A 26,907-nucleotide genomic window follows, 5' to 3' on the forward strand; every position below is an offset into this window, starting at 1 on the left:
CATCTGGATAGTTGGATGCCATGGAAAGGATCAATCAATTTCGGAGAAAAATCTATTGTACGAAGGTCTTGTCTATACTTTCGAATAGGTTCACGCGATCGCATAGTGTAGGCGACTTGCGCGTCGCGTTTTGTCCTTAAATCGGAATCGATTTAAGGAGTCATGCAGAGAACCAGTGCTACAGCAACCTTTGCGCGTCCGATTGGACACGCGGCGCTGTAGGGCCGCCGAGAAGGGACGCATTGGACGATCTCCTCGTCCATGACTGTCGCGGCCGGTCTGTACTGCGTGAGCCCCATGGAGGCTCAGCGCTGTGGCGTTTGCGGCAGGTAATCTTGCGCGATATCGATCCAAGCCGGACGCCCGCCGAGGAACAGCTCGCTGATGCGCGGCGCTGTCCTTGCGATCACCTTCCCCGCCTTGATGACGAACAGCCGGCTCGGTTTCAGCCTCAGCGCTTCGGTGACGTCGACCGCTTGCAGCACGATGAGATCTGCATTGCAGCCGATTTCGAGGCCGTAACCTTCGAGCCCCATCGTCTTCGCCGAATTGACGGTAATCGCGTCGAAGATTTTGTGCTTGTCCTCGATGCCGGCCATCTGCGCCACGTGAATTGCCATGTGGGCAACCTCCAGCATGTCACCTGAGCCCATTGAGTACCAAGGGTCCATGACGCAGTCATGCCCGAAGGAAACGTTGAGCCCCGCCGCCATCAATTCGCGCACCCGTGTCATGCCCCGCCGTTTCGGATAGGTATCGTGACGGCCCTGCAGCATGATGTTGATCAGCGGATTGGGGATCACGTTGATCTCCGCCTCGGCAATCAGTGGGATGAGTTTCGAAACGTAATAGTTGTCCATCGAGTGCATCGAGGTGAGGTGCGAACCCGCAACGCGTCCCTTGAGGCCGAAACGCACCGTCTGGGCCGCCAGCGTTTCGATGTGGCGCGACATCGGATCGTCAGTTTCGTCGCAGTGCATGTCGACGGGCAGACCCCGATCGGCGGCGATCCGGCACAGCGCCTCGACCGAGCGGGTGCCGTCTTCCATCGTCCGTTCAAAATGTGGAATGCCGCCGACGATGCCGACCCCCATATCGAGTGCACGCTCGAGTGAGCGGACGCCGTCGGGGGCGCGGTAATAGCCGTCCTGCGGGAAGGCGACGAGCTGCAAATCAATATAGGGTGCGACCTTTTCCTTGACTTCCAGCAGTGCTTCGGCCGTCACAAGGCGCGGGTCGGACGTATCCACATGGCTACGGATGTAGAGAAGACCCTGGCTGACGGCGAGATCGCAATAGCGCAGGGCCCGCTCGACCAACGCTTCCTTTGTCAGCACCGGGCGCAATTCCCCCCAGAGCGCGATACCCTCCAGCAACGTACCGGAGACATTCATTCGCGGCATGCCGAGCGACAGCGTCGCGTCCATGTGAAAATGCGGGTCGCAGAAGGGTGGGCTGACCAGTCGGCCGGTCGCGTCAATCTCCTCGCCGTCAGTTGCAGCAATGGATTTCTCGATCGCGGTGATCTTGCCGCCTTTGAGGCCCAGATCGACACCTTGGCGGCCGTCCGGAAGGTTGGCGTTGCGGATGATCAGGTCGAACATCGGTGGCTTCTCCGGGTGTTCACTTGGCGCTCCGGTTCGCGACGAGTCATGGAGAGTACTTTCTGGAAGGTTTCTTTTAAGATTCAAGAAACGTTAAAATGCTTCGAATAGATCCAAGGCTGTATGGGCAATGCATATAACTGGGATATGACCCGCCATGGGGACGAGCAATATTATCGTCTATGTGCCGCCAGCGCTATTCAGCATCGTGGCACTCGCCTTCTTTCTCCTCTGGCATCTGAAGATTACGACCTCTTGGCACTGGAGCGCAGGATTCGCCCAAACAGCGGCTGGCTTCGTACTTTCGACTTTCTCGATAGAGCCCTCCTTCGATGCCTTTGCCTCCGGCCTTGTATTTATCGGAGCTGCCTATTGCTACGGCAGCGGCATACTCGCTCATTTCGGTGCGCCAACGATCCGCGTGGAGCGAACGCTCTTTGCCGTGGCCTATACGCTTGCTCTGGCGTACCTCGTATTCGTCAAAGAAAGCCTGGTATGGCAGTTGTTCCTGACCGATGCCGGATTTGCATTCCTGTTCAGTATGGCGCTCTGCGTTGTGGTGCGAAAGGCCTCCCGTCCCGTAGATAAAGCTCTGGTCTTTACGAGTGCCATCGTCGTGCTCGACACGCTCGCGCGCACGATCTTCTTTACGTTTTTCACGACGGCAAGTGACGACTTCGCCGATTTTGCCGATTCCGCCTACAATCTCGCCGTCCACGTCACAACGATCACGGTTTGCATGCTTTTCCCGTTTATCGCCTTAGGCGCGATTGCGTCGGCGGCGGTCGAAAGACATCGCGATGCTTCCGAGCGAGACCCTCTAACAGGCCTCTTCAACAGACGCGGCTTCGAACAGGCAATCGAAAGAGGCTTGAAGTCCACGATCCCCTGGGGCGCGGTCGTGGTCTGCGACATCGATTATTTCAAACGGATCAACGACAACTATGGCCATGCGATTGGTGACAAGGTGATCGTGGCGCTTGCCCGTGACCTCCGGCATATTGTCGGCGCGGATGGATATGTCGCCCGCGTCGGCGGCGAGGAGTTCGTTGCTTTCCTGCCAGCGGCGGCGCCTCAGGACCTTTACTCGATCGCACAGCGGCTGCGGCATTCCTTTGCCGAAAGAGACTGGCGCGGCGAGGGCATCAGCGACAGGATCACGGTCAGCTGTGGTGTGTCGGCGGTGCAGTCGGAGGAACGGGCCTTGGACAAGGCCATCTCGCGGGCCGACCGGGCGCTCTACGCCGCGAAAGCTGCTGGCCGAAACCAGGTTGTCGTAGACGGGGCGTATCACGCGCCTATCCCCTCGGGTGAAACCAGATCGGACCATTTGTTCCCATCAAGCGTGCGTGCGTGATTTCCGGTGGGAAAGGCGTAAGCTGCCGCAGGATCACTTTTCACCTCTGCGACATTCTCCGAGGAGAAGTCATAGTTAGCCTTGGCCGGGCGTACACGTCGGCATGTGATCGAGCTTCTCGACCTCGCTGAAGCCGCCGAGGCCCATAGTTGTCTTCGGCGCGAAGCGGACATCGATCGCGGCGATCACATGTTGGAATGTTGTGGTGGCGAGGGGCACGATCGACCTACTCCCACATGCAGGTGGCCCCCCGGGTGGGATAGGTCAAGTTGTAAGCATTTTCTGCACGGCGACTTAAATCGTCTCATCTACCGTGATGCGCATGAGGTTCAAGAACCAGGAGTTCTAGACATGAAAGCGCAAACAAGAACTTCGGTCGGGCTAGTCGACGGCCGCAGCAACATAGTGCGGAGCGTGTTTGCTCTACTCCTTGCAGCAGCCGTGTCGGGATGTTCGGCCATGCCGGACCAGAGTATCCACACCTCGTCGCTGACGAGGCAGGTCGGCTATGCGGAGTCGAGCAACAAGCCCGTCGCGACCAAGCAGGTCGTCGTTCAACGTCCTGCCAAGCTCGAACGGGCCGCCTATCTCGGGCGCGCGCCATATATTTGCACGCCGAGCGGTTTTGGCAGCACCTCGCGATGCTTCCTTCGATAGGGGCGGAGTCGCGCCGTTCGGCGCGAGGGGCTCATCTGCGGGGCCGAATTGATGCGCCGACGGCCAACGCGGCGCAACTCCTTCATCCCCGTCAGGATCATTCGACCTTGCCGAGCCCCGCTTCGATCTTGTTCAGCCGCGCGCCTACATAATTGCCGCGGCGAAGCTTCGAGAATTCGTCGTCAGCTTTTGCGGGCGCGTTCCTGAAGACGTACCATTCGCCATCCGGCTCGCGCTTCTGAAAGATGACGCTCCCTCGCTTGCTATGGCTGAAGCATGTTGTTGCCGGAGCGGTGCCGTCCTTGGCGTGCCAATCAGCCGTGAAGCAGAGTTTTCCTGGTCCGGTGATGAACCACCGACCGACGCCGTAGGAGGGATTGCCGTTCTCCCTCGACCAGGCGGTAAACCGGCGCTGCCGCACCGAGAAATACCCTGCGCCCCCGTTCCAGATCCACGATTTCTGGCCGTAGAGCTTATAAAGCTCCTCGTGCGTCAGCGGCGTTGCATTTTTAGCGTTCACGCGTCTGGTCGCGGCCTCGGCGACCGATGCCGTCGCACCAATGGCCGCGGCTATGGCTACAGCCAAGGACATTGTGCGTAGTGTTGACGTCATTTCATGTCTCCTGTCGAACTGATTGCTAATTGGTACTTTCCCGGACGACCCGCCAGTCGGGCCGCCCATAGCCTCCGGGCCATGCGTAGATTTCGCGGTCGTTGAAGTAGACGACCGCTGTCAGTCCAGGGAACTCCTCATGACGCGTGGCAACGTTTGCGGCCCAGTTCGCCACATAGGAGGCGTCACCTTCATAGCCTAGCTCGGCGACCATAATTGGCTTGCCATAGCCTTTCACCCGTTCATATCCAGGCGTCAGCCGTTCCGAGAATGACTGGTCGCGGCCAGTCGTGCCTTTGTCGTACTCCTGATAGCCGAACACCGACAACCCGACGATGTCCACGACGTCGTCTCCAGGATAAAACGCCTCCAGCCCCTGGTTTCCCTTGGGCGACCACATGAATTTCGCGTTTTTCAGATGTTCGCGGCACACGTTCACTATGCGCCGGTAGGCCGCTTTGAATTCCTCACCCCGCCAGTGCGACCAGGAGAACTGGTTGTCCGTCTCGTCCATTTCCTGGCCCCACCTTATGATAATCGGGCTTTTCAGCGTGGCGGCCGTCGAGCAGACCGCCGCCATGTTTTCATCGCGCTCCCCGCTCAGAATGGAGCGCAGAAGCTCCTGGTCAGAGACCCGCCACTCGGGCGACCAGGACCAGGGCTCGATTGTGATCATAAGAGAGCGCCCACGTGCTCGCGCGTAGTCGTCGGCAAGGGTCAGCGTTGTCAGGTCGACATCTTCCCAAGGCAAGAAGAGGTGTTCGATCTTGGACTGCGACGGCTTGCTGAAATCGCCATGGGGGTCGTAGGCGCCGAAGTCTATCGAGTGCTCCGTGAGTACAGGCCGCTTTTGTGAGGGGATCGCGGTGGTGGTGGAATCTGCGTTGGGGATCCCGCGCGGTATAGTGGCCGCCAGGACAGTGCCTGACAGCAACAGGCCGACGACTGAGAATACGATCGCTTTCGATTTCCTGTTCATTGTGTGTCTCCAAGCTCGTTCGCCTCGGTTTCCGGGCGAACGCCATCGATCTTTGATTTCGGCTGCGTCGTAACTAGTCTTTGCATGAGGGGAAGCCTCGCACCGACCAGATCCTCGATGACGAGTTTCTTGAACTCGTCATCGGCCAGCGGCCTGGCATGCTTAAAGACGTACCAGTCTCCGGCAGGCTCCCGCTTTTGGTAGATGGTATTATCGAGTATCCGGTGACTGAAGCAGGCCGTGTTGCTCGCGGCCGCCTCCTGGCTATGCCAGACCGCCTTCAGGCAAAGCTGACCGTGGTCGTTCAGGATCCAGCGGCCTTCCGCCCATGTCGCTCCGGTATCCGATTGCGCCCAGGCCGTAAATATGCGGCCCTCGTTCTGCATTCGTCCGGCGCCATCCTCCCACTTCCACGTCTTGTCGCGGAAGACCATGTAGAGTTCCGCTGCGGTCATGACGCGCGCGTTTTTCGGAACCAAGGCTTCTGCCGACGCTGGCGATTGCCCGAAGAGAAGGGCGGCTGGCATGACGCCAAGGGCGAAGTGCCTGACGAGCATCGCACAGCGGGTATCCCAGCCCTGTTTTCGATCACGTTTGACTTTTTCTGTCATCGCTTGTCCTCAGCGTGCTCCACCGTTTCCTTGTTCCGCCGTGACGGAAACCCAGCGCGGTCGAAAGACAATCTTTCGCAAACGGGTGCCGTCCTGACCGGCGCCAGCCACCGCATAGCGCTGCTCGAAAATGCGGAGGTGCCCGGTGCCCCATGCGAGCGCCTCAAGCCCTTCTTTCCCGTGTTCGGCAGTCGCAATACCGGGCAACGCGACGAGTGCCAGAAGGCCGGCCGCCATCGCCGGACGGCGAAAACGGAAGGTGGTGGCGACCGCATTCTCCTTCGAATGCCGCGCGACGATGACCAGCAGAAGCAGGCAGTAGACTGCGGCATTCAGGATCGCGAAGAGATAAAAGCCTTTGGCTTCAGCAGCATCGTCAACAAGGAGAACAGGCAGCACCGACGTAACCGCGAGGAGCACGTAAGGCGTCAGCACGCGGAGCGGCAATGGATCGACCTCGGATGCACCTTTCGGTGTGACGCGGAAATCCACGAAGGATCCGGTGAGCCAGTCGCGCACCGCCGCCAGCGTGCCAGCGAGCGCCCAAGGCCAACGGGCAAAGAGAAAGAGCATGCATTCCCAACTGAGGATCTTGGCGTCATATGGCCGGAACGAGCGACTTGCCCGCCAGCGATGGGCCAGAAGGACGAGGATGATGGAAAGCGGCGCGAAATGCGCGAAAAAATCAGGATAGGTCACAGCGACAAAATTCTGGCCGCGTGCCAGTGCAATAATCGGCATCGCGAACATCAGCGCCATGAAGCACGCGAAAAGCGGGTACCAGAGCTGAGAGAAGAGGAACTGGAACTTCAGCCGCAGCGGCAACCTGCCGACCAAGCGTGGCGAATACTGCAGCAGCAACATGACCAGGCTGCGCGACCACTGGAACTCCTGGGTCACGAGGTCCCCGAAGGTGCGCGGTCCATCACCGTGCGCGATCGCATCGAGCGCATGGACCCCGCGCCAACCGGCAGCATTCATCATCAAGGTAGTGGAATGGTCTTCCGCCAGCTCCGGGCCGAGCCCGCCGATCTCCTCCAGCGCCGCCGTGCGGACCGCATAGTGCGATCCTATGCACAGCGGCGCCAGCCCCCCATTATAGCCAGCCTGAAGCGAGCCGTGCATGCTCGCCTCGGCATAAAGCCTTCCGCGCGCCGCCCAGCTATCGGACGCGTTGCGGTCACAGATGCTCGGTGCGGAGACATAACCAACCATGGGGTCGGCAAAGGGGCGCAGCATCTCGAAAAGGTAGCCGGGCTCAGGAACATGGTCCGCGTCCAGCTGAGCTACGAAATCATAGCGATCATAACCGTAATGATCGTAGAAGAAGGCGAGGTTGCCCTCCTTGCAACGCGTGCGCCGCGGCCACGAGGTGCGATGGTAGTCGGCTCGCCCCTTGCGGGTCGAGACGAGGACGCCGTGCCTGCGGCACCACTCGAGCGTCGCCTCGGAGGGATCTTCGTCCGCGAGCCAGGTGTCGTGCGGAACATCCTGTGCGAGCATCGCGATCAGCGTTTCCGACACGATCGAAAAAGGTTCTGATGGCGCCTTGGTCACGACCATGGCGACGCGACTGCCGGCCGGCAACTGCAGAGGTCCATTTGGTTTTGCCGCGCGATAGAACACCGCTATGAAGTAGGCAGGCAGGAGGGTCACCCACGCGAGGACCGCGGTCACCGTAACGCTGCCCAAAGCGTCCATGTGGTGGCGCGGCTCCAGCCACCAGGCCCAGAAATGAACGAGGGCTGCTGCCCAGAGGCCGGCGCCGAGGAGATATTCCGCGCGACGATAGCCCGTGAGGACGGGGACGAGCAAAGGCTCGCCACCCTGCGAAGTGTTCGTTCCGTCGTTGGCGGAGAGGCGGGTCACCGTCGCGCCTCCAGTCCGAAGAATGGCGCGGCCGTTCGCACGATTGTTTCAAGATCGGAATAGTAGGGTAGGAAGCCGAGCGTCTCGTAAGCGAGTCCAGCATTCGCATACAGCGCCGGCGGATCTCCGGGACGTCGCTGGCGAAACACGACCGGGACGTCGTTCCCGGTAACCTCGCTGATTGCCCGAAGCACCTCTTTTATGGAAAAACCACGGCCGGTGCCGAGATTGAGCGCAAGGTTCGCTCCACCCTTGGCGAGATGCCGATATGCCAGCACATGGGCGCGCGCGAGATCGGCCACGTGGATATAGTCGCGCACACAGGTCCCATCGGGCGTGTCGTAGTCGTTGCCGAAGACCTCCAGATGCGGAATCTTGCCCGCTGCAGCCATCAGCGCGCGCGGAATGAGATGCGTTTCGGGATCGTGCCATTCGCCGAGATCGCCCTCCGGGTCCGCTCCGCAGGCGTTGAAATAACGAAGCGAAACGTAGCTGAGGCCGAAGGCCGACGCGTAGTCGGCGAGCATATGCTCGGCCATCAGCTTCGTCTTGCCGTAGGGATTGATCGGTATCTGCCGCGTGGCCTCGTCGATCGGCAATACCGCCGGTACACCATAGGTGGCGCAACTCGATGAGAAGATGATCTTGTCGGGGCCGGCCTGCCGACAAGCATCAAGGAGCGACAGCGTTCCGCGGACGTTGTTGTTATAGTACTTCGCAGGGTCGGCGACGGACTCACCGACATAGGCGGATGCTGCGAAATGGATGACGGCGGCCGGCTGATATTGTTCAATCACTTCGACCAAGCGGGCCGTGTCCAGGATGTCCCCATGCACGAACGGTCCCCAGCGCACCGCGGAGCGGTTCCCGGTCGACAGGTTGTCGTAGACGACGGGCTCGATGCCGTCCAGGCGGAGAAGCTTTGCGGTGTGGCTGCCGATGTAGCCGGCGCCACCCGTCACAAGAATACGTGGCGCGTCCATCAGACCAGTTCCATGACTTTCCGATCGGAGCCGGAGAGGAGGCCATCGAAGTAGTGGATGGTGCGGGCGAGACCATCCGACAGATTGACTGTCGGGCGCCAGCCGAGCGCTTTCGTTGCGAGCGAAATGTCCGGGCGGCGTTGACGCGGATCATCGACAGGCAAAGGCCGGCGGACGATCTTCGAGCGAGAGCCGGTCAGGTGGATCACCTGCTCAGCGAGTCCACTGATCGTGAACTCTCCGGGATTGCCGAGATTGACCGGGCCAGTGAGCGACGGCGGCGACGCCATCAGGCGCACGAAGCCGTCGATCAGATCGTCCACGAAACAGAAGGATCGGGTCTGTGATCCATCGCCATAGATGGTAATGTCCTCACCTTTGAGGGCCTGGACGATGAAGTTCGAGACGACGCGGCCATCGTCCGGGCGCATCCGGGGGCCATAGGTGTTGAAGATGCGAACGATCTTGATCTCGACCCCGTGAACCTTGTGGAAGTCGTGGAACAGGGTTTCTGCGCAACGTTTGCCCTCGTCGTAGCAGGAGCGTGGGCCGAAAGTATTGACGTTGCCCCAGTAACTTTCCACCTGCGGGTGGACTTGCGGATCGCCGTAGATTTCCGACGTCGAGGCCTGAAAGATGCGTGCGCCCCTGCGCGCAGCCAAATCGAGGAGATTTAGCGACCCGATCACGCATGTTCTCATGGTCTGGATCGGATCGGCCTGATAGTGCGGCGGCGATGCCGGACATGCGAGATTATAGATTTCGTCGACCTCGAGGTCGATCGGTTCCACGATGTCATGGCCAATGACGCGAAAGGTTTCGAAGCTCTTCAACTGCGTGATATTGCGTCTCACGCCGGTCGAGAAGTTGTCGACGCAGATGACTTCATGACCGGCGCCGAGAAGCAGCTCGCATAGATGTGATCCCAGGAAGCCCGCGCCGCCAGTAACGAGTATTCGTTTCAGATTTTTCGCGCGCTGCTGGAATTCACTGTCGTCTTTTGTCGTTGGCAAAGCGTTTATGAAATTATTTCGAAAGTAATTCACGGATAAGCTCCACGCAATTAATCGGCGACATAAGAGTTTGTTCGCCAACGAAAAAAATGACTAGGTAATGCAAACACTTTCGTTCGAAACTACCCTGGCTTTTGCCTTGCGCTATTTGGAAGCGACTGTTGCCTACTGATACAACCGCCGTGTGGAGAATGTCATTATCACCCAATCCGGATAGTTATCTTGCCGTGCATTTCTACACAAAAAGAGGTATAACGAGCACTCCCTGGATGTAAGCTGTGAGCTCTGTTCTACCGCTGGGCGAGTTGTGAAGAGACGGGATGGCCCCCCTCTGCAGGCATTCCATGGCCCGCGCTTCACGCTCGAGAGCGACCATTCACTGGAGGAGTTGCATGAGTAAGGAGTCTGGATCAGGAGATAGTCCGCCGGAAGTTTCCGCCTGGCCCGCCCATTTGGAGCGGCGCCGGTGGCCCCGCGAGCCAACTGCGCGAGGGGAACATCAAGCCATCGCCCATCCCGGGCTGGTGCCCTCGCATTTCTCGACGCTCGGATTACCGCCGGCGGAGCAGTTTGACGCGTGGCGCGGGCACATGGCACCGCTGATCGATGTTCGTTTGCCAGACGGGAAGTCTCCGGATGAAGGCTTTCCTGCCGAGCAGGTAGGATGGCACCTCGGCGATTTGCTCGTCGTTCAACAGCGTACGCCGGGATATAGCTATGAGCGGTCTCGCGCCATGCTGCGCTCCAGCCCGATCGACCACTGGAACGTCGGAGTGTTTCGCAGCGGTCGAGCATGGACCGAAGTCGATCGCCACGTCACGGAGACAGGGCCGGGAGAGCTCTTTTTCCGGTCCCTTGGCTATCCCTACCGCGGGCGCGTGACGGAGTCCGTGGCCGTCCTTCTCTTCATGCCATACGAATTGCTGGCGGACGATGCGAGCAAGCTTGATGGTGCCAATAATTCTGTTTTGTCAGGTAGTTTGGCGGAGCTTCTCATCAACTACATTAATGGCATCGAATCAAGCCTCAGCACGATCGCCGCGCCTGAAGTGCCGCGTATCGTGCGCACGATTCGCGACATGATCGTCGCTTGCGCTGCATCGTCGACGCGGCCGGATGCGGCAGGGTCCCCGGTAAACATGGGAATGATGGAACGGGCGCACCGGTATATCCATCTCAACCTTCATTCCGGGGAATTGACACCGGATGCCATGTGCCGCGCACTCGGTATTTCCCGCACACGCCTTTACCAACTGTTCGAGCCGAGTGGCGGCGTCCTCAACTACATTCGCCGCCGCAGGCTTCTGCAGGCCTATGCGGACCTCAGCGACCCGACGAACAAGCGGCCTATATCCGAAATCGCGGAAGCCGCAGGTTTCGACGTGGCCGCGAATTTCACGCGTGCCTTCAACCACGAATTCGGCGCAAACCCGCGCGACATCCGCAAGATGGCGGCCGCCGAACAGCATGTCGCACCACTTGCTCTTTCCGAGCGCCCCCGCGGAACCACCATCGGCGACTGGCTCAAATCCGTTCAAGTCTGAGAACGCCAGCAGGCAGTCAAGCGACAGCGTTTATCACGCCCGCCGCACTCGGCTGAACGGCAATCATTGCAATGATCTGCTGCGGCGAGTTTCAGGGCAGGCAGCCAACGAAGCGGAAGTATCTGTCTGCCCGCCGTCGAGGACGACTTCGGCCGAGGATTATCGGTTGCCGCGTTTCGGCACGGCACTTGAGTGCTTTCAGCGGGTAGCCGATGGTGCAGCATTCGGCAATTGCCGGACCTCGAAAACTGTGCGACAAATTCCTCGCTGTTGTGCTGGAGGAGAGCATGACCGCAATGGGAGCATAGATACTTCCGGTGTAATTGTAGTTGGTTGACGCCGCTCCAAAGACCAGGAAGTATTTTGGGAGGAGTGCCATGTCGCAGACTGCGTTACCTGTCCACTCGCTTTCAATAAAATCGGCCTTGGTGATCGATGATCATCCGCTTTATTGTGATGCCCTGGCCGCGACGATGGAAAGCACCTTCAAAACGCGTCGAATTCGAACAGCAACTTCGTTAAGCGAAGCGATGCAGCAACTGCGGATGCGGTTCTCGCCCGATCTGATCATTCTTGATCTCAATCTGCCGGATGCGTCGGGTCTGAGCGGTTTTCTGAAGATCAAGGAAAGGATGCCCGATATCCCAGTGATCGTCATCTCGGCGATCACGTCGAAGGAGGTCGTTCAGTCGGTTATTGCGGCCGGTGCTGCTGGGTTCATTCCCAAGGATATGGACCGGCAGAATTTCCAGGACGCGATGCAAGATATCTGGAACGGCAAGACCTATGTGCCGCCCGGCTACACAATCCCGTCCCGCACCACAGCCACGGACCTGTCGGTGGAATCGATTTCGCGCAAGATCGCCCATTTGTCGCAGCAGCAGACCCGCATTCTGGGCCTGATCTGCGAGGGGATGCCGAACAAGCTGATCGCTTACGAGATGCAGCTGGCCGAGGCGACCGTCAAGGCCCATATCACGGCGCTTTTGCGCCGGTTGGGCGTCCACAACCGCACACAGGCGGCGATGCTTGTGCGCGAAGTCTCGATCCGTCATAGCCTGCAATGAGACGTGCCGGCGCAGGCAATCGGGACTGAAGGGAGGATGACGGCGCATGACGGCTGTCAACGATCTTGACCGCAAACCGGCGGAGGCGGTGCGGCTTGCCGCATCGCGTGCCGATGACGCGGCCGTTGCGCTTGCCGATATCAGACGGCAGCTCGCCACCGCAAGGCCAAGCTTCGTCCTTCTGTTCGTGCCGAACAGGCTTCAACCCGATGACGTTGCCAAGGCTCTGCGAGTGTCGCTACCGAACACTGTGGTCTTCGGCTGCACGACAGCCGGCCAGATCACGTCGCGGGGCTATGAAGACGACGCGTTGCTGGCGATCGCCTTCCAGCGGCATCACTTCCGGGTGGCCTCGATCCTGTTCGAACCGATCTCGCCGGTTTCGATCGCTGATGTCGTGTCGCAGACGGAGCGGCTCGCCTCGCAATTCCGTGCGACGCCGGGTCGAAAGCGGCTTGCCCTGGTTTTTGCCGATGGACTGTCCAAACAGGAGGATATCCTGATGGCAGCGCTGGAGGCGGGCCTGAAGGACATTCCCGTGTTTGGCGGGTCGGCCGGCGACGGGCTGCGGTTCGAGCGCACGCAGGTTCTGCGCAATGGCGAGTTCCACAGCAACGCTGCGCTTCTTCTGCTACTGGAAACCGATCTGGACTTTAGCGGCCTCGGCTTCGATCATTTCCAGCCCACGGAAACACGCATGGTGGTGACCCGTGCTGTCCCGGAGGAACGGCTGGTTCTGGAAATCAATGGCACACCGGCGGCCGAGGAGTATGCCCGGCTCGTCAACGTGCCGGTCAGCGAGTTGTCACCGATGGTTTTCGCCGAGAACCCGGTACTGGTGCGCAACGGCAATCTCTATCACGTGCGGGCAATCCAGCAGATTAACGGCGAACATGGCCTCACCTTCCTGTCAGCGATCGATGACGGTCTGCTATTGAGGCTCGGCCGCGGCAAGGAAATCATCCGCACGCTCGAGACGGGTCTCGCCGTCAGCGACAAGGATGGTGAGGCACCTGATTTCATCCTGGGGTTCGACTGCTATCTGCGCAAGCTCGAGATCGAGCGCAAGGGCCTGGACGGCAAGGCGTCCGAGCAGTTCCGCCAGCATCGGGTCGTCGGTTTCAACACCTATGGCGAACAGCACCTCGGCGTGCATGTGAACCAGACCTTTGTAGGCGTCGCATTCTTCCGGCCAAAGGGAGGCGCGCCGCTGTGATCGATCCGAACGAACCCTACAAGATCCAGATCGCCAAGCAGGCCAAGATCATCGAGGCGCTGATCAATCGGGCCGAACGCGGTCATGAAGTCGGCGGCTCCGCCTATTCACTCTTCGAATCCGCCATCGCTCTGCAGACGGAGGTCTGGGAAAAGACCAAGGATCTGGAAAAGGCCCTCGACACACTCGGCAGGGCGTCGAATGAACTTGAGATTGCCTATCAGACGCAGGAGCGCATCCAGAGAAACCTCGCCGATGCCATGGTGGCCATGGAAGACGGCTTCGCCCTCTTCTCCGATGAGCGGTTGCAGGTCTGCAATGCACAGTTCCGGTACCTACTCCCCGACGTCGAGCCGCTGATCAAACCCGGTCTCGGTTTCGACGACTACCTCGCGGCCGTCAATGCCAGCAAGTATCTGAGCCGGGACGAAAACGGGGGGATCAGCCGTCCCCAGCCGCAGGTGACGGAGCAGAGGTCCGGCCAACGCTTTTCGTCCTTTGTCATGGAGTTGAGGAACGATCGCTGGTTCCAGATTTCCTACCGTCAGACCAGTTCCGGCAGCATCACCGTGCTGCAGACCGAAATCACCGACATCGTGCGGGAGAACCGGCGCGAGAAGAACCGCCTGATCGACCAGCAGGCCCATTTCCTGCAGGCCGCTTTCGATCACATGTCGCTCGGCATCTGCACGTTTTCGTCACGCGGCGAATTGCTGGTTCGCAACGAGCGTTTCGGCGAGCTTCTCGGCGTACCGCTTTCACTTCTGAAGAAGGGAAGTCCCTTCCAGCGCATCATCGAACATTTGGAACGTCACGAGATTCTCGAGCGCAAAGGCCGACGGTCCAAATTCGCGAGCTGGTTCAAGGCCATGCGCCGCGGCGAGACGATGCAGGAACGGTGTCGGCGACGCGACGGCATGAGCCTCGACATTCGCATTCATTCCTTGCCTGGTGACGGTTTCATCGTGTCGCTCATGGACGTTACCGCAGAGACGCAAGCGGCAGCGCTTCTGGAGCAACGGGTACAGGAGCGGACCGCCGAACTGACCGAAGCCAATCGCCTGCTGCAGATCCATGCCATTGAGCAGATCAAAATCGAAGCCGCCCTTCGGCAGGCCAAGGAGGCAGCCGAATCGGCCCATACATCCAAGACTCGCTTCCTGGCGGCCGCCAGCCATGACCTTCTTCAGCCGATCAACGCCGCGAAACTCTATCTCTCGATGTTGACGGAGACGGCGGGGCAGCCCGGGGCGGAAGATGTGGTCGGCAGGCTCAAGCGATCCTTTACCTCGATCGAATCGCTTCTGCAGGCGCTCCTCGATATTTCGCGCCTCGACAGTGCGGCAGCCGAGTTCAACATCACGTCGTTCGAACTCGGAAGCCTGCTGCAGGGCCTCACCGGGGATCTGGCGCCGTTGGCGACAGAAAAGGGGATAGAGCTTCGGATAGTCCCTTCCACGCGCTGGGTCACCAGCGATCAGCGCTACCTGATGCGCTGCGTCCAGAACCTGGTGGTGAACGCGATCCAGTACACAGAGCGCGGCCGTGTGCTGGTTGGTTGCCGGCTCAGAAGCAATCGGCTGCGGATCGAAGTCTGGGACACCGGTTCAGGCATTTCCGAGGTGGACCAGACCCGGATCTTCAACGAGTTCATCCGGGCCGGCGGTGCTGGAAAAGGCACGGGCATGGGACTTGGCCTGTCGATCGTCGAGCGGGCCTGCCGGCATCTCGATCATCCCGTCCGGCTGGTGTCGCAGCCCGGCCGTGGTTCCGTCTTCTCGATCGAAGTGCCGCTTGCCGCGCCTGGCCGTGCCAGCGTCTGCGAAAACCCGATGATGGAGCAGATGCTTGATGGCAGCCTCGATCTCATCGTCATGGTCGTGGAGAACGATTCCGACGAGCTTCACGCGATGACGCAGGTGCTGGAAAGCTGGGGAGCGAGCGTCCTGGCGGCGGCCTCGACGGTCGATGCCGCTGCGCTGATGCAGGAAATCGGCACAGCGCCCGACATTCTGCTGGTCGATTATCAGCTGGACGACGGCGACAATGGCATAGAAACCATTCGCACGCTGCGCGCGCTTGCGGGAATCGAAATCCCAGCGATCATCATTTCTGCCAACCGGCAGCGCCAATTCCTGCAGCTTTGCAACGAAATGTCGTTCGCCGTGCTCAACAAGCCGGTGCAACTGGTGCGGCTGCGGGCGCTGATCGACTGGAAGACCCGGGCGCGCGTGGCGTGAAACAAACACAGACAAAGGTCTCCGGTGACTTTCCGGCAGGCATTGCTAGGCTCATCGCCAGCAGCGCGTCCAGTAAGACGCGCGGCGCTGTTAGGACGGAAGGTCTGCGATGCGTGTTCTTCTCCTCTTTGCTCTGTTGCTGCTTGGAATGGGCCATGGGCCGGCCGCGGCTGCCGAAACTTACGAGCTTCTCTTTCGGTCGACCGCACTGAAGGGGCTCGAGGCGGTGCCGGGTAATAGCGAAGCAGGGCGGAGCACGCTTGTCTATGACAAGGTCATATCCGGTACCAATGTCGGGCAGACAGGCGGCAGCTTCGGCATAGGCCTGAAGATCGAGCCCAACGACAATGTCGCCATGACCCTCTATCAGGGCACCCGTTCCCGCGGGCTTGGCAATTATCCGGCTTCGGTCGGCAACCCCGTCATCATGTACTTCCTCGAAAACGTGCTTGCCGACGTTGCCGCTCAATCGGGTGGCAGCCCCTTTTACATGCGCAACCGGATCAAGGAGGCCCTGCTGCGGGATGCGCAAGTCATGCCCGTATCACTCCACTACGAGAACCGCGACATCGCCGCGCGCGAGGTAACGATCCGGCCGTTCACGAAAGACAAGGCGCGCGAGAGAATGGGGCGGTTTGCCGAACTGGCGCTTGCCGTCACCGTGTCGGAGGACATTCCTGGCTGGTACTATTCGCTGGTTGCCACCGTGCCGGCGGCTGCTGGCGGGGCAGAGGCCGGCTATTCCAACGCGATTACCCTGAAACGGGCGGGGGAGGGCCGGCCATGATGCGGGAAGCCCTATCAGCGCTGGCAATTGCAGCAGCCGCTGTGCCGGCAAGCGGACAGAGCGTGTCGGAGCGCCTGAACGACTATCCGACCGAGGCGCGGGCCGACTACGTGTTCGGTTGCATGGCGGTCAATGGCCAAAGCCGAGCGGTGTTGGGCAAATGTGCCTGTTCGATCGACCTGATCGCATCCATCTTGCCCTATGACAAATATGTCCAGGCCGAGACCGTGCTGTCGCTGCAGCAGGTAGGCGGCGAACATACGGCCATGTTCAAGTCGGCGGCCATGCCGCGCACGATGGTGGCCGATCTGAGGCGCGCCCAGGCAGAGGCGGAGATGCTGTGCTTCTGACCTACAGCACCGCACGTCTTATCCGACACGCAAACGGCGCTGTAGCACTTTGAACTGTTGCATGTTTCCTTAAATCGGCTGCGATTTAAGGAAACGCCGAAGGCCACGTGCCTACGTGGAGAGGTATGGCTCAATCCGGCATCTGCTTGAGCAGGATCTGGGCAATGGCATAGGCGCGTTTCTCCAGAAGCACCGGCGTTTCACAGACATAGGTGAGCGCCTGTGCGCGTTCGCGGTAGATGCGCTCGTCCCAGTCGATCTGTTCCTCCAGTTTGTCGATACGGTCGAAATCCGGATCTTTCTGGCGCGTAAGCTTAGCCATCTCGACGCGGCCGTCGTCGATCCGCGAGGAGAGCGCGATCTGGCTGCGGGAATAGCGGGCAATCCCGGCGATCAGCCGCTGTCGGGTATCGGCGATTTTGTCGAATACGGCGAGGAAGATATTGCCGAGCAGTTGGCCGTCCACGGGAGCATTCTTCTCGACGAAGGCCCGGAGATGGGCCTCTGCTTCTTCGAGTGTAACCCGGCGAAGCGACACGACTTCCACCAAGTCATTTGCCGCAGGAGCAAGTGCCATAGGCGCTATCGGCTCCGGCCACATCAGGCTTGCCGAAAGGTTCTCGACCTTGCGCTGGATGCAGGGCCAGTCGGGATCGGAAAAGTCCGCAGCGCCTGCAAAGCCGGGAGCTTGCGTCAGGCAAAGTGCCAGACTGAACGCATAACTGGCGGCACTCATCTTCGGTCTCCCCTGTTCGAACGAGCGTCAGTATAGGCTGACCAAGGGAGAAGCCAAAGGTCGCGTTTTACACACTAAGGTCGCAATTGTCTTTGTGCTTTGGCGCGTCTGTAATCTGCGTACAAGGCCACACAGGGCCACCCTTACAGAACGCAGTTATCGGAGGCATTGATGCGCACTCGCGCTGCTCTGGCTGTCGAAGCCGGAAAACCCCTTGTTGTGACCGAAGTCGAGCTCGAAGGCCCCCGGGCCGGCGAGGTGCTGGTCGAGGTGAAGGCGACCGGCATCTGCCACACCGACGATTTCACCCTGTCCGGCGCCGACCCGGAAGGGCTGTTCCCGGCGATCCTCGGCCATGAGGGTGCCGGCATCGTCGTCGACGTCGGCCCCGGCGTCACCTCGGTGAAGAAGGGCGACCACGTCATTCCGCTCTACACGCCGGAATGCCGATCCTGCCCGTCCTGCCTCAGCCGCAAGACCAATCTCTGCACCGCCATTCGCGCCACCCAGGGCCAGGGGCTGATGCCCGACGGCACCTCGCGGTTTTCGCTCAACGGCGAGAAGATCCATCACTACATGGGCTGCTCGACCTTTTCGAACTTCACCGTGCTGCCGGAGATTGCGGTCGCCAAGGTCAATCCCGACGCGCCGTTCGACAAGATCTGCTACATCGGCTGCGGGGTGACCACCGGCATCGGCGCGGTGATCAACACCGCCAAGGTCGAAATGGGGTCGACGGCGATCGTCTTCGGCCTCGGCGGCATCGGCCTCAACGTCATTCAAGGGCTGAGACTCGCCGGTGCCGACATGATCATCGGCGTCGATTTGAACAACGACAAGAAGCACTGGGGCGAGAAGTTCGGCATGACCCACTTCGTCAATCCGAAGGAGGTCGGCGACGACATCGTGCCTTATCTCGTCAACCTGACCAAGCGCGGTGCCGACCAGATCGGCGGCGCCGACTATACCTTCGACTGCACCGGCAACACCCGCGTGATGCGCCAGGCGCTCGAGGCCTCGCACCGCGGCTGGGGCAAGTCGGTGATCATCGGGGTCGCCGGCGCCGGCCAGGAGATTGCGACGCGGCCGTTCCAGCTGGTCACCGGCCGCACCTGGATGGGCACCGCCTTCGGCGGCGCGCGCGGGCGCACCGACGTGCCGAAGATCGTCGACTGGTACATGGAAGGCAAGATCGAGATCGACCCGATGATCACCCACACGATGCCGCTCGATGACATCAACAAGGGCTTCGAGCTGATGCATTCCGGCGAAAGCATCCGCAGCGTCGTCCTCTATTGAGCGTGAACATGGAACTCGTAACGCAAAACCAATGTTTCGGCGGGACGCAGTCGGTCTACCGGCACATGTCCGATGTCTGCGGCGTCGAGATGACATTCGGCCTGTACCTGCCACCCCAGGCGCGGAGGCATCCGGTCCCACTGCTATGGTATCTCTCGGGGCTGACCTGTACCCATGAGAACGCCATGATCAAGGCGGGCCTGCAGCGGCACGCGGCGGAAGAGGGGCTGGCGCTGGTTTTCCCCGACACTTCGCCGCGCGGCGAAGGCGTCGCCGACGACGAGGCCTATGATCTCGGTCAGGGCGCAGGCTTCTACGTCAATGCGACGCAGAAGCCCTGGGCACGGCACTACCGGATGTATGACTACATCGTCACGGAATTGCCCGCTTTGCTGCAAGAGCACTTGCCGGTGAACGGCGTCAACGGCATTACCGGGCACTCGATGGGCGGTCATGGCGCGCTGACGATCGCCTTTCGCAATCCTTCGCTGTTCCGTTCGGTTTCCGCATTTGCACCGATTGTCAATCCAACCCGGTCCGACTGGGGCCGCAAGCAGTTCTCGGCCTATCTCGGTGACGACGAGGCCCATTGGGGCACGTACGACGCCTGCCTGCTGCTAAGCGAACTTGGCTGGCAGGGCGATATCCTGATCGATCAGGGCATGGCGGACCAGTTTCTGGGACAGTTGCAGCCCGAGGCGATGGCCCGGCTGCTGGCCGAGCGGCGGCAAGCCAGCGTCCTCAGGATGCAGGCGGGATATGACCATAGCTACTACTTCGTGGCGAGCTTCGGCGAAGACCACGTGCGCTGGCATGCACAGCGGTTGAACACCGCGTAAGGGAGAGGAAGGCATGGCTTTTAGACCTGGTACCGCACTGACCGCAGTCGTCGTATTTGGTGGAGTTTTCGCAGGCTCGGTTGCGCCGGCGCTCGCTCTTGATCCCGCGGCCGGCGACCCAGCGGCGGGCAAGACGGTGTTTCGCAAGTGTCAGGCCTGCCATGCGATCGGTCCGGATGCCAAATCGAAGACTGGCCCCCTGCTCACCGGTGTGGTCGACCGCCCCGCCGGCAAAATCGAAGGGTTCTCCTATTCCCCTGCCATGGCCAAGGCGGCGGAAGGTGGATTGACCTGGACGCCTGAGAAGATCGCTGAGTTCGTGACCAACCCGAAAGCCTTTTTGCCCGGCACGAAGATGACCTTTGCTGGATTGCGCAAGGATCAGGAGCGCGCCGATCTGATCGCCTATTTGGCAACGTTTCCCTAAAGCGCGTCGCACTCAATTGCAGCCACGCGACGCGCTTTAGGTCCTTGATTTCATGCATGTCGTTGTCCCGAAACCGCAGCACACTCTCGGGCGACATTCACCAAAGCGAAGGAGGAGCCGAAAACCAAAAGCAGGACGAAGGTGCCCCGGCCTCGTTGAAGCCGCGGGGATAGTGTCGCAGGCCGATGCCGGGAAGTGAGGAGACCGTGAGGTTTTCCCGGAGCGAGCGGGTTGAATTGACCCTGATCGGCAGCACTCGAGAGGAGGATGAAAATGAAACGACTTCTTACATTGCTTGCCATCATGTCGGTAGGCGGCAGCGCGCAGGTCGCTCTTGCCAACTCGGAATTGCAGAAGCTTATCGACGATCCCAATCAATGGGCTATCCAGACCGGCGACTACGCCAACCTGCGCTACTCGAAGCTCGACCAGATCACCAAGGACAATGTCGGGAAACTGCAGGTGGCATGGACTTTCTCGACCGGCGTGCTGCGCGGTCACGAAGGTGCGCCGCTCGTCGTCGGCGACATCATGTACGTCCATACGCCGTTTCCGAACACGGTCTACGCGCTGGATCTCAAGAATGACGGCCAGATTCTTTGGAAATATGAGCCGAAACAGGATCCGAACGTCATTCCCGTGATGTGTTGCGACACCGTCAATCGCGGTGTGGCCTATGCGGATAACAAGATCTTCCTGCATCAGGCCGACACAACGGTCGTGGCGCTCGACGCCAAGACCGGCAAGGTCATCTGGAGCGTCAAGAACGGCGATGCTTCCAAGGGCGAGACCAACACCGCCACCGTCATGCCCGTGAAGGACAAAGTGCTTGTCGGTATCTCCGGCGGCGAGTTCGGTGTGCGCGGTTCCGTGACGGCCTATTCGATCGCGGACGGCAAGCTCCTGTGGCGCGGTTATTCCATGGGCCCTGACAGCGATACGCTGATGGATCCCGAAAAAACCACCCACCTGGGCAAGCCCGTCGGTAAGGACTCGGGCCTCACCACCTGGGAGGGCGATCAGTGGAAGATCGGCGGTGGTACGACCTGGGGCTGGTACGCCTATGATCCCGAACTGAACCTGATGTATTACGGATCGGGCAACCCCTCGACCTGGAACCCCACCCAGCGACCCGGTGACAACCGCTGGTCGATGACAATCTGGGCGCGCGATGTCGATACCGGCATGGCCAAATGGGTCTACCAGATGACGCCCCACGACGAATGGGACTATGACGGCGTCAATGAGATGATCCTTACCGACCAGCAGATCGACGGCAAGGATCGCAAGCTGCTGACCCATTTCGACCGCAACGGCTTCGGCTATACGATGGACCGTGTTACCGGCGAGCTGCTGGTGGCCGAGAAATTCGATCCCAAGGTCAATTGGGCGAGCGAAGTAAACATGGACCCGAAGTCCGACCAGTACGGTCGGCCGCAGGTCGTGGCGCAGTTTTCGACCGAGCAGAATGGCGAGGACACCAACTCGACCGGTATCTGCCCGGCGGCGCTCGGATCCAAGGACCAGCAGCCCGCGGCCTATTCGCCGAAGACCGAGCTGTTCTACGTGCCCACCAACCATGTCTGCATGGACTACGAACCGTTCCGGGTAAACTACACCGCCGGTCAGCCCTATGTCGGGGCAACGCTGTCGATGTATCCGGCGGCAGACAGCCATGGCGGCATGGGCAATTTCATTGCCTGGGATAACAAGGAAGGCAAGATCAAGTGGTCCCTGCCGGAACCCTTCTCCGTCTGGTCGGGCGCTCTGGCAACAGCCGGTGACGTGGTCTTCTACGGAACGCTCGAGGGCTACCTGAAGGCGGTCGATGCCTCCACGGGTAAGGAGCTCTATCGCTTCAAAACGCCTTCAGGGGTGATCGGCAACGTGATGACCTACGCCCGTGACGGCAAGCAGTACGTGGCCGTGCTCTCGGGTGTCGGCGGCTGGGCCGGCATTGGTCTGGCAGCGGGCCTGACCAACCCGAATGAAGGTCTGGGAGCTGTCGGCGGCTATGCGGCCCTCAGCAACTACACCGCGCTCGGCGGCACGCTCACCGTGTTCAAGCTGCCGGATTGAAGCGGCAATCTTCGCTCAGGGAATGGGCGCGGGTAGCCAAACCCGCGTCCATTCGTCTCCCGCCTAAAAGGACGTAAGATGACTAGAACCACACTCGCTATACCGTTGATCCTTTCCGTGTTGACGTTTCTTGCCGGCACCGCTGGCGCAGAAGACGCATCGGCGCCAAAGGACAACATCACCGCGGTCCGCAGCGAGAACGGGCGGTATTTTACCGCCGATGACGTTCCGACCTTCAACATCGCCAAGGATGGCACGGTCGACTGGATGACCTATTCGGGCTTCCGCCGCTACCACTCCGAATGTCATGTCTGTCATGGCCCGGAGGGGGAGGGCTCAAGCTACGCGCCGGCCTTGAAGAACTCGGCGATAAACTTGGACTACTACGCCTTTCTCGAAGTTGTCACGAACGGACGCAAGAAGGTGAACGTGGCCGAGCACTCGGTGATGCCCGCCTTCGGTGAGAACGCCAACGTGATGTGTTATCTCGACGACATCTATACCTATTTGAAAGCGCGTGGCTCCGGTGCCTTGCCGCGGGGACGCCCGGCCAAGAAGGAAGCGAAATCGGATGCGATCCGGGATGCTGAAAAATCGTGCCTCGGCAGTAACTAGCCTCGTCGGGCCAGTCAGCGCTCTCGTCCTGCTCGTCTGTGCCGGTCCGTCAATGGCACAGACGTCGGACTTGGTGTCGAAGACAGCTTTCCGAGTCTGTGCCGATCCGGCCAATCTGCCGATGTCGGATCGCTCGGGCGAAGGGTACGAGAACAAGATTGCCGAGCTGATGGCGTCCAAGCTCGGACTGCCATTGGACTATACCTGGTTTCCAATGGCCACCGGCTTCATTCGCAAGACCCTGCAGGCCAATACCTGCGATGTGGTCATTGGCTACGCCCAGGGCGACGAGCTGGTATTGAATACCAACCACTACTACACCTCTGCATATGTACTGATCGTCCACTCGGGCGGTCCGCTGTCCGGCGTCACGAAGCTGTCTGATCCACTCCTCAAGGACAAGCGGATCGGCATTATCGCGGGAACCCCGCCGGCGACGCATATGGCGAGGAACGGACTGTTGCCCAAAGCGAAGCCGTACCATCTGATGGTCGATCGGCGTTACGAGGACCCGGCCGACGAGATGCTTGCCGACCTGAAGTCCGGCGCCATAGACGCAGCCATCCTCTGGGGGCCGATCGGTGCGCCCGTGGTCAAGGCGAGCCATCCGGACCTGAAGGTGACGCCGCTTTTGCAGGAGCCGACGCTGCCGAAGCTCTTCTACCGCATCACCATGGGCGTGCGGCAAGGCGAGAAGGTCTGGGAGCGCAAGCTGAACTCCCTGATCCGCAGGAATCAGTCTGAGATCAACACCATTCTCACGGAGGCGGGTGTGCCGCTGGTGAACGATATGGGGACAGGGCCGCTTAAGGTGTCACAATGATCCGTCCGCAGCTTGCCTGCCTCGGCGGCTGCCGGCCTCACGTTTTGAAGAGGTGATTATTTAGGATGCAACGAAGGCCGCGCAGCCAGCTGTCGTCGGTGTTCGAGCGGATGTCGACCGCAAGACCGCGCAGCACCTCGCCGGAGCGCACGTCGCGCAGCACCAGGTTTATCGATAGAACGAGATTGGAGACCTTCCGCCACGAAACGGTGGCGCGCGGCCCCCTCCAACAGCTTGAGCCGCGCCGTTTCATCGGCGCGCACACCGTTGTAGGCGCCCTCCGTCGACAGGTCGATGAAGGTCATGCCGAGGAACGCCACCTTGGCGCCCGGCATCAGCGGCTTGTCGAGCCCTGCCAAGGCGAGTGTCGGCAACAAGGCCAGGATTAGCGCCATCAGGATGCGTTGCATGGCTCAGCCTAGCACAGGCATTTTGCGAAACCACGCTCCTTAAGTCTCGGTTTTAAGGCACAAATTGCCCTGTTAATCTTTTCGCCCAAGGGACTTCACGGAGATTGGGAGGTCGTTCCGGCAATGTCCAACCTACGGCTCGCGCTTGCCGTTTTTTGCGCGGCGATGCTTGTCGCGCTCCCTTTGCGGGCCATGGAGGTGAAAGCTGCCGTGCTCAGGATCGATCGCGTGGTCGGCCCGCCGATTTCTCGGCTCGATGCGCCGCCTGCCGATCTGGGTTTTGCCGGCGCCATGCTGGGTAACGAGGACAATCGGACGACTGGCGCCTTCACGGACACGGACTACACGCTGAAGACGCAGGCGGTAGCACCGGATAAGGCGGCGGCAGCGCTGGATGCGCTGAAAGCCGAAGGCTTCGGCCTGATCACGGTGATCGCCGAGGGCGACACCCTGAAGGCGCTGTCAGACGGGGCTGGGCCCGAGGTGCTGCTTTTGAATGCAGGCGCTCGTGACGAGACGCTGCGCGACGCAGACTGCCGCGCCAACGTGCTGCATGTCTCACCGAGCCGCTCCATGCTCAGCGATAGCGTTATCCAGTTCCTCATGTGGAAGAAGTGGCCGCGTATCCTCCTGATCCACGGCTCGCACCCCGAAGACACGCTTCTGGCAGAAAACTATCGCAAGTCGGCCGCGAAGTTCGGTGCGACGATCGTCGAGGAGCGCGAGTTCGTCGACACGGGCGGCGCCCGGCGCACGGATACCGGCCACGTCATGGTGCAAAAACAGATCCCCGCATTTACACAGGATGCCGAGGATTACGACGTGATCATCGCGGCCGACGAGGCCGGCGTCTTCGCACCCTACCTGCCTTATCACTCCTGGGATCCAAGGCCTGTGGCAGGATCCGCGGGCCTTCGCCCGGTGTCCTGGCATGCCGCCCATGAAGCCTGGGGCGCGACGCAGTTCCAACGCCGCTTCGAGAAACTGACCGGGCGCAACATGCGCGAGGAGGACTATCAGACATGGCTTGCCATGCGCGTGATCGGCGAGGCCGTGACGCAGTCCGGCAAGACCGACCCGGCGTCCGTGCGGGCCTATGCTCTTTCGGAGGATTTCGAGTTGGCGGCGTTCAAGGGGCAGAAGCTGACCTTCCGCCCGTGGAACGGGCAACTGCGCCAGCCGATCCTTTTGACCGACGGTCGGGTGACGGTGTCCGTTTCGCCGCAGGATGGCTACCTGCACCAGCATTCGCCGCTCGACACGCTGGGTATCGATGCACCCGAAACCGCTTGCCACGCCTTTGGAGGATAGAATGCTGAGATCCGCAGTGGTGTTTCTGTCAGCCGCTTTTATGTTTGCCGGCCCCGCTGAGGCCAACAAGGTCTTCGTGACCAATGAACGCAGCAACAACGTGACCGTACTCGACAGCCAAAGCTGGGAGGTGATCGCCACTTTCCCGGCCGGCAACAGGCCGCGCGGCATCACGATCAGCCCGGATGGCAAGGAGCTCTATGTCTGCGCCTCGGACGACGACACCGTCCGGGTCTTCGATCCTGAGACCTACCAGGAATTGCATACGCTGCCGTCGGGGCCCGATCCGGAACTATTCGCTCTCGATCCTTCAGGCAATCCGCTCTATGTGGCCAACGAGGACGACAATCTGGTGACGGTCGTGGACGTCAAGACGCGCCAGGTGCTGGCCGAAATACCCGTCGGCGTGGAACCGGAAGGCGTTGCGGTCAGTCCGGATGCGAAGACCATCATCAACACCTCCGAAACCACCAATATGGCGCATTTCATAAACGCCTCCACCTACGAGATCGTGCACAACGTGCGGGTAGACCAGCGCCCGCGCTATGCCGAATTCACGGCCGACGGCAAAAAGCTTTACGTCAGCTCTGAAATCGGCGGCACCGTTTCGGTAATTGATCTGACCGCGCCCGAGCCGGCGATCGCCAAGAAGATCGGCTTTGCCGTGCCGGGCATTCTGCCGGAATGGTTGCAGCCGGTGGGCGTCAAGGCGACCAAGGACGGCTCCCGCGTTTTCGTGGCGCTTGGCCCGGCCAACCGGGTCGCGGTGATCGACGCCTCGCGGGATGAAGTTCTCGATTACCTGCTCGTCGGGCAGCGCGTCTGGCAGATGGCATTCACCCCGGGCGAGGAATTCCTGATCACCACGAATGGCAATTCCAACGATGTCAGCGTCATCGATGTCAAGGAGGAAACGGTGATCCAGTCGGTTCAAGTCGGCGAGCAGCCCTGGGGGGTCGTGGTCGCCCCGAATTGAGCGGGGCAATGCAATAGGATTGGGAGGATTTTCATCGTGCATAGATCGATTATCGCAGTGCTGACCGCGCTCTTTCTGACAGGCCCTGCCGTCGCCGCGCCGCTTTGCGGCGAGTTCGGTTTTTCCGGATTGCTCGCCAAATGCAACCGGGGCGAGCCTATCGAGATCACGCTCAGTTCCGGCAAGCCGCTTGGCAAAGGTGCCATCGCGCTGCAGTCCGGCGCCTATTATGAAATGCACATCACCGCAGACGGATCTGCGGAACTGGCACTCATCGGCGCACCGTTCTTTCGTGCGATCTGGATGAACGAGATCGTCATCAACGGCATAGAAGTGCGCCCCATGGCGATCGACAGCCTCGAATTCGACGAGGCGGGCACGGCGACCCTCTCGTTCATCGCCATAAAGCCGGGCAGCTACGAGGTGAAGATTCCGGACACCACAAGCGACAGCCAGAAGGTGCAGATCTCCATCGAGTGAGCCGGCTGCAGATGACAGTTTT

Annotated in this window: 26 protein-coding genes and 1 pseudogene; 17 read left to right on the forward strand and 10 right to left on the reverse strand. The window is 60.4% G+C overall.

The annotated features are described in order from the left end of the window. Nucleotides 1-305: 305 nt before the first annotated feature. Nucleotides 306-1,604 carry an amidohydrolase family protein gene (locus tag PZN02_RS20720; RefSeq protein WP_280662557.1) on the reverse strand — a complete coding sequence of 433 codons (1,299 nt, stop codon included), beginning with the start codon at nt 1,602-1,604 and terminating at the stop codon, nt 306-308. Between the two features lie 157 nt (nt 1,605-1,761). Here PZN02_RS20720 and PZN02_RS20725 point away from each other — a divergent pair, with 157 nt between their 5' ends. Then, nucleotides 1,762-2,961 carry a GGDEF domain-containing protein gene (locus tag PZN02_RS20725; protein WP_280662558.1) on the forward strand — a complete coding sequence of 400 codons (1,200 nt, stop codon included), beginning with the start codon at nt 1,762-1,764 and terminating at the stop codon, nt 2,959-2,961. A 75-nt stretch (nt 2,962-3,036) separates the two neighbouring features. Here the strand turns inward: PZN02_RS20725 and PZN02_RS20730 are convergent, their stop codons facing one another. After that, nucleotides 3,037-3,180 carry a hypothetical protein gene (locus tag PZN02_RS20730; RefSeq protein ID WP_280662559.1) on the reverse strand — a complete coding sequence of 48 codons (144 nt, stop codon included), beginning with the start codon at nt 3,178-3,180 and terminating at the stop codon, nt 3,037-3,039. A gap of 132 nt (nt 3,181-3,312) precedes the next feature. On the opposite strand from PZN02_RS20730, the gene PZN02_RS20735 reads away from it, so the two are divergent. Continuing rightward, nucleotides 3,313-3,618 carry a hypothetical protein gene (locus tag PZN02_RS20735; protein ID WP_280662560.1) on the forward strand — a complete coding sequence of 102 codons (306 nt, stop codon included), beginning with the start codon at nt 3,313-3,315 and terminating at the stop codon, nt 3,616-3,618. Between the two features lie 97 nt (nt 3,619-3,715). Here the strand turns inward: PZN02_RS20735 and PZN02_RS20740 are convergent, their stop codons facing one another. Genes PZN02_RS20740 through PZN02_RS20765 form a run of 6 tightly spaced genes read right to left on the reverse strand, consistent with a single transcriptional unit; the run spans nt 3,716 to nt 9,686 of the window. Continuing rightward, nucleotides 3,716-4,231 carry a DUF995 domain-containing protein gene (locus PZN02_RS20740; protein WP_280662561.1) on the reverse strand — a complete coding sequence of 172 codons (516 nt, stop codon included), beginning with the start codon at nt 4,229-4,231 and terminating at the stop codon, nt 3,716-3,718. A 25-nt stretch (nt 4,232-4,256) separates the two neighbouring features. Further along, nucleotides 4,257-5,210 carry a glycoside hydrolase family 26 protein gene (locus PZN02_RS20745; RefSeq protein WP_280662562.1) on the reverse strand — a complete coding sequence of 318 codons (954 nt, stop codon included), beginning with the start codon at nt 5,208-5,210 and terminating at the stop codon, nt 4,257-4,259. Beyond that, on the reverse strand, nt 5,207-5,821 hold the full coding sequence (locus tag PZN02_RS20750) for a DUF995 domain-containing protein (RefSeq protein ID WP_280662563.1): 615 nt from the start codon (nt 5,819-5,821) through the stop codon (nt 5,207-5,209). The genes PZN02_RS20745 and PZN02_RS20750 overlap by 4 nt, the downstream gene beginning before the upstream one ends. A 9-nt stretch (nt 5,822-5,830) precedes the next feature. Then, complete coding sequence (locus PZN02_RS20755) at nt 5,831-7,690, reverse strand: glycosyltransferase family 2 protein (RefSeq protein ID WP_280662564.1); 1,860 nt, start codon at nt 7,688-7,690, stop codon at nt 5,831-5,833. Further along, a complete protein-coding gene (gene galE / locus PZN02_RS20760) occupies nt 7,687-8,673 on the reverse strand; it encodes a UDP-glucose 4-epimerase GalE (protein ID WP_280662565.1) in 987 nt (328 codons plus the stop codon). The genes PZN02_RS20755 and galE overlap by 4 nt, the downstream gene beginning before the upstream one ends. Next, a complete protein-coding gene (locus PZN02_RS20765) occupies nt 8,673-9,686 on the reverse strand; it encodes a UDP-glucuronic acid decarboxylase family protein (protein ID WP_280663321.1) in 1,014 nt (337 codons plus the stop codon). The genes galE and PZN02_RS20765 overlap by 1 nt, the downstream gene beginning before the upstream one ends. A 392-nt stretch (nt 9,687-10,078) precedes the next feature. Between PZN02_RS20765 and PZN02_RS20770 the strand changes: the two genes are divergently transcribed. From PZN02_RS20770 to PZN02_RS20795, 6 genes are all read left to right on the forward strand, one after another. Further along, nucleotides 10,079-11,230 (forward strand): helix-turn-helix domain-containing protein, encoded by a 1,152-nt coding sequence (locus tag PZN02_RS20770; protein ID WP_280662566.1) that lies wholly within the window; start codon nt 10,079-10,081, stop codon nt 11,228-11,230. 377 nt (nt 11,231-11,607) lie between these two features. After that, nucleotides 11,608-12,297, forward strand: a complete 690-nt coding sequence (locus PZN02_RS20775) for a response regulator (protein ID WP_280663322.1) — start codon at nt 11,608-11,610, stop codon at nt 12,295-12,297. 46 nt (nt 12,298-12,343) lie between these two features. Beyond that, the gene (locus tag PZN02_RS20780; protein ID WP_280662567.1) at nt 12,344-13,513 is read left to right on the forward strand and encodes an FIST signal transduction protein; all 1,170 of its coding nucleotides are present in this window, start codon (nt 12,344-12,346) and stop codon (nt 13,511-13,513) included. Continuing rightward, nucleotides 13,510-15,753: a hybrid sensor histidine kinase/response regulator gene (locus PZN02_RS20785; protein WP_280662568.1), complete on the forward strand. Its 2,244-nt coding sequence runs from the start codon at nt 13,510-13,512 to the stop codon at nt 15,751-15,753. Before PZN02_RS20780 ends, PZN02_RS20785 begins: the two co-directional genes overlap by 4 nt. A 109-nt stretch (nt 15,754-15,862) precedes the next feature. Further along, nucleotides 15,863-16,540: a hypothetical protein gene (locus tag PZN02_RS20790; RefSeq protein ID WP_280662569.1), complete on the forward strand. Its 678-nt coding sequence runs from the start codon at nt 15,863-15,865 to the stop codon at nt 16,538-16,540. After that, the gene (locus PZN02_RS20795; protein ID WP_280662570.1) at nt 16,537-16,890 is read left to right on the forward strand and encodes a hypothetical protein; all 354 of its coding nucleotides are present in this window, start codon (nt 16,537-16,539) and stop codon (nt 16,888-16,890) included. Before PZN02_RS20790 ends, PZN02_RS20795 begins: the two co-directional genes overlap by 4 nt. Nucleotides 16,891-17,020: 130 nt before the next feature. On the opposite strand, the gene PZN02_RS20800 is transcribed toward PZN02_RS20795, so the two are convergent. Further along, nucleotides 17,021-17,626, reverse strand: a complete 606-nt coding sequence (locus PZN02_RS20800; protein ID WP_280662571.1) for a hypothetical protein — start codon at nt 17,624-17,626, stop codon at nt 17,021-17,023. Nucleotides 17,627-17,797: 171 nt separating this feature from the next. On the opposite strand from PZN02_RS20800, the gene PZN02_RS20805 reads away from it, so the two are divergent. The 6 genes from PZN02_RS20805 to PZN02_RS20830 all read left to right on the forward strand — a co-directional run bounded on the left by PZN02_RS20805 (nt 17,798) and on the right by PZN02_RS20830 (nt 23,708). Further along, on the forward strand, nt 17,798-18,925 hold the full coding sequence (locus PZN02_RS20805; protein WP_280662572.1) for an S-(hydroxymethyl)glutathione dehydrogenase/class III alcohol dehydrogenase: 1,128 nt from the start codon (nt 17,798-17,800) through the stop codon (nt 18,923-18,925). 8 nt (nt 18,926-18,933) lie between these two features. Then, complete coding sequence (fghA, locus tag PZN02_RS20810) at nt 18,934-19,764, forward strand: S-formylglutathione hydrolase (RefSeq protein ID WP_280662573.1); 831 nt, start codon at nt 18,934-18,936, stop codon at nt 19,762-19,764. 13 nt (nt 19,765-19,777) lie between these two features. Further along, complete coding sequence (locus tag PZN02_RS20815) at nt 19,778-20,191, forward strand: c-type cytochrome (protein WP_280662574.1); 414 nt, start codon at nt 19,778-19,780, stop codon at nt 20,189-20,191. 273 nt (nt 20,192-20,464) lie between these two features. Further along, nucleotides 20,465-22,270: a lanthanide-dependent methanol dehydrogenase XoxF5 gene (gene xoxF5 / locus PZN02_RS20820; protein ID WP_280662575.1), complete on the forward strand. Its 1,806-nt coding sequence runs from the start codon at nt 20,465-20,467 to the stop codon at nt 22,268-22,270. Between the two features lie 78 nt (nt 22,271-22,348). After that, nucleotides 22,349-22,885 carry a c-type cytochrome, methanol metabolism-related gene (locus PZN02_RS20825; RefSeq protein ID WP_280662576.1) on the forward strand — a complete coding sequence of 179 codons (537 nt, stop codon included), beginning with the start codon at nt 22,349-22,351 and terminating at the stop codon, nt 22,883-22,885. Continuing rightward, nucleotides 22,842-23,708: a substrate-binding domain-containing protein gene (locus PZN02_RS20830; RefSeq protein ID WP_280662577.1), complete on the forward strand. Its 867-nt coding sequence runs from the start codon at nt 22,842-22,844 to the stop codon at nt 23,706-23,708. The genes PZN02_RS20825 and PZN02_RS20830 overlap by 44 nt, the downstream gene beginning before the upstream one ends. 37 nt (nt 23,709-23,745) lie before the next feature. Here the strand turns inward: PZN02_RS20830 and PZN02_RS32255 are convergent. Then, a pseudogene (locus PZN02_RS32255) lies at nt 23,746-23,971 on the reverse strand (hypothetical protein). A gap of 270 nt (nt 23,972-24,241) precedes the next feature. On the opposite strand from PZN02_RS32255, the gene PZN02_RS20840 reads away from it, so the two are divergent. The 3 genes from PZN02_RS20840 to PZN02_RS20850 are packed head-to-tail and all read left to right on the forward strand — an operon-like array spanning nt 24,242 to nt 26,885. Next, on the forward strand, nt 24,242-25,429 hold the full coding sequence (locus tag PZN02_RS20840; protein ID WP_280662578.1) for an ABC transporter substrate-binding protein: 1,188 nt from the start codon (nt 24,242-24,244) through the stop codon (nt 25,427-25,429). A gap of 1 nt (nt 25,430) precedes the next feature. Then, nucleotides 25,431-26,405 carry a YVTN family beta-propeller repeat protein gene (locus PZN02_RS20845; RefSeq protein ID WP_280662579.1) on the forward strand — a complete coding sequence of 325 codons (975 nt, stop codon included), beginning with the start codon at nt 25,431-25,433 and terminating at the stop codon, nt 26,403-26,405. 36 nt (nt 26,406-26,441) lie between these two features. Continuing rightward, nucleotides 26,442-26,885, forward strand: a complete 444-nt coding sequence (locus PZN02_RS20850; RefSeq protein ID WP_280662580.1) for a cupredoxin domain-containing protein — start codon at nt 26,442-26,444, stop codon at nt 26,883-26,885. Nucleotides 26,886-26,907: the final 22 nt, after the last annotated feature.

It is taken from the genome of Sinorhizobium garamanticum, assembly GCF_029892065.1.
Classification (GTDB): Bacteria; Pseudomonadota; Alphaproteobacteria; order Rhizobiales; family Rhizobiaceae; genus Sinorhizobium; species Sinorhizobium garamanticum.

Bases quoted from the DNA above. Each gene is read 5' to 3' on its own strand.
- PZN02_RS20720 (WP_280662557.1), bottom strand. From the start codon at position 1,604: ATGTTCGACCTGATCATCCGCAACGCCAACCTTCCGGACGGCCGCCAA.
- PZN02_RS20725 (WP_280662558.1), top strand. From the start codon at position 1,762: ATGGGGACGAGCAATATTATCGTCTATGTGCCGCCAGCGCTATTCAGC.
- PZN02_RS20735 (WP_280662560.1), top strand. From the start codon at position 3,313: ATGAAAGCGCAAACAAGAACTTCGGTCGGGCTAGTCGACGGCCGCAGC.
- PZN02_RS20740 (WP_280662561.1), bottom strand. From the start codon at position 4,231: ATGACGTCAACACTACGCACAATGTCCTTGGCTGTAGCCATAGCCGCG.
- PZN02_RS20745 (WP_280662562.1), bottom strand. From the start codon at position 5,210: ATGAACAGGAAATCGAAAGCGATCGTATTCTCAGTCGTCGGCCTGTTG.
- PZN02_RS20750 (WP_280662563.1), bottom strand. From the start codon at position 5,821: ATGACAGAAAAAGTCAAACGTGATCGAAAACAGGGCTGGGATACCCGC.
- galE (WP_280662565.1), bottom strand. From the start codon at position 8,673: ATGGACGCGCCACGTATTCTTGTGACGGGTGGCGCCGGCTACATCGGC.
- PZN02_RS20770 (WP_280662566.1), top strand. From the start codon at position 10,079: ATGAGTAAGGAGTCTGGATCAGGAGATAGTCCGCCGGAAGTTTCCGCC.
- PZN02_RS20775 (WP_280663322.1), top strand. From the start codon at position 11,608: ATGTCGCAGACTGCGTTACCTGTCCACTCGCTTTCAATAAAATCGGCC.
- PZN02_RS20780 (WP_280662567.1), top strand. From the start codon at position 12,344: ATGACGGCTGTCAACGATCTTGACCGCAAACCGGCGGAGGCGGTGCGG.
- PZN02_RS20790 (WP_280662569.1), top strand. From the start codon at position 15,863: ATGCGTGTTCTTCTCCTCTTTGCTCTGTTGCTGCTTGGAATGGGCCAT.
- PZN02_RS20795 (WP_280662570.1), top strand. From the start codon at position 16,537: ATGATGCGGGAAGCCCTATCAGCGCTGGCAATTGCAGCAGCCGCTGTG.
- PZN02_RS20800 (WP_280662571.1), bottom strand. From the start codon at position 17,626: ATGAGTGCCGCCAGTTATGCGTTCAGTCTGGCACTTTGCCTGACGCAA.
- PZN02_RS20805 (WP_280662572.1), top strand. From the start codon at position 17,798: ATGCGCACTCGCGCTGCTCTGGCTGTCGAAGCCGGAAAACCCCTTGTT.
- fghA (WP_280662573.1), top strand. From the start codon at position 18,934: ATGGAACTCGTAACGCAAAACCAATGTTTCGGCGGGACGCAGTCGGTC.
- PZN02_RS20815 (WP_280662574.1), top strand. From the start codon at position 19,778: ATGGCTTTTAGACCTGGTACCGCACTGACCGCAGTCGTCGTATTTGGT.
- xoxF5 (WP_280662575.1), top strand. From the start codon at position 20,465: ATGAAACGACTTCTTACATTGCTTGCCATCATGTCGGTAGGCGGCAGC.
- PZN02_RS20825 (WP_280662576.1), top strand. From the start codon at position 22,349: ATGACTAGAACCACACTCGCTATACCGTTGATCCTTTCCGTGTTGACG.
- PZN02_RS20830 (WP_280662577.1), top strand. From the start codon at position 22,842: ATGCGATCCGGGATGCTGAAAAATCGTGCCTCGGCAGTAACTAGCCTC.
- PZN02_RS20840 (WP_280662578.1), top strand. From the start codon at position 24,242: ATGTCCAACCTACGGCTCGCGCTTGCCGTTTTTTGCGCGGCGATGCTT.
- PZN02_RS20845 (WP_280662579.1), top strand. From the start codon at position 25,431: ATGCTGAGATCCGCAGTGGTGTTTCTGTCAGCCGCTTTTATGTTTGCC.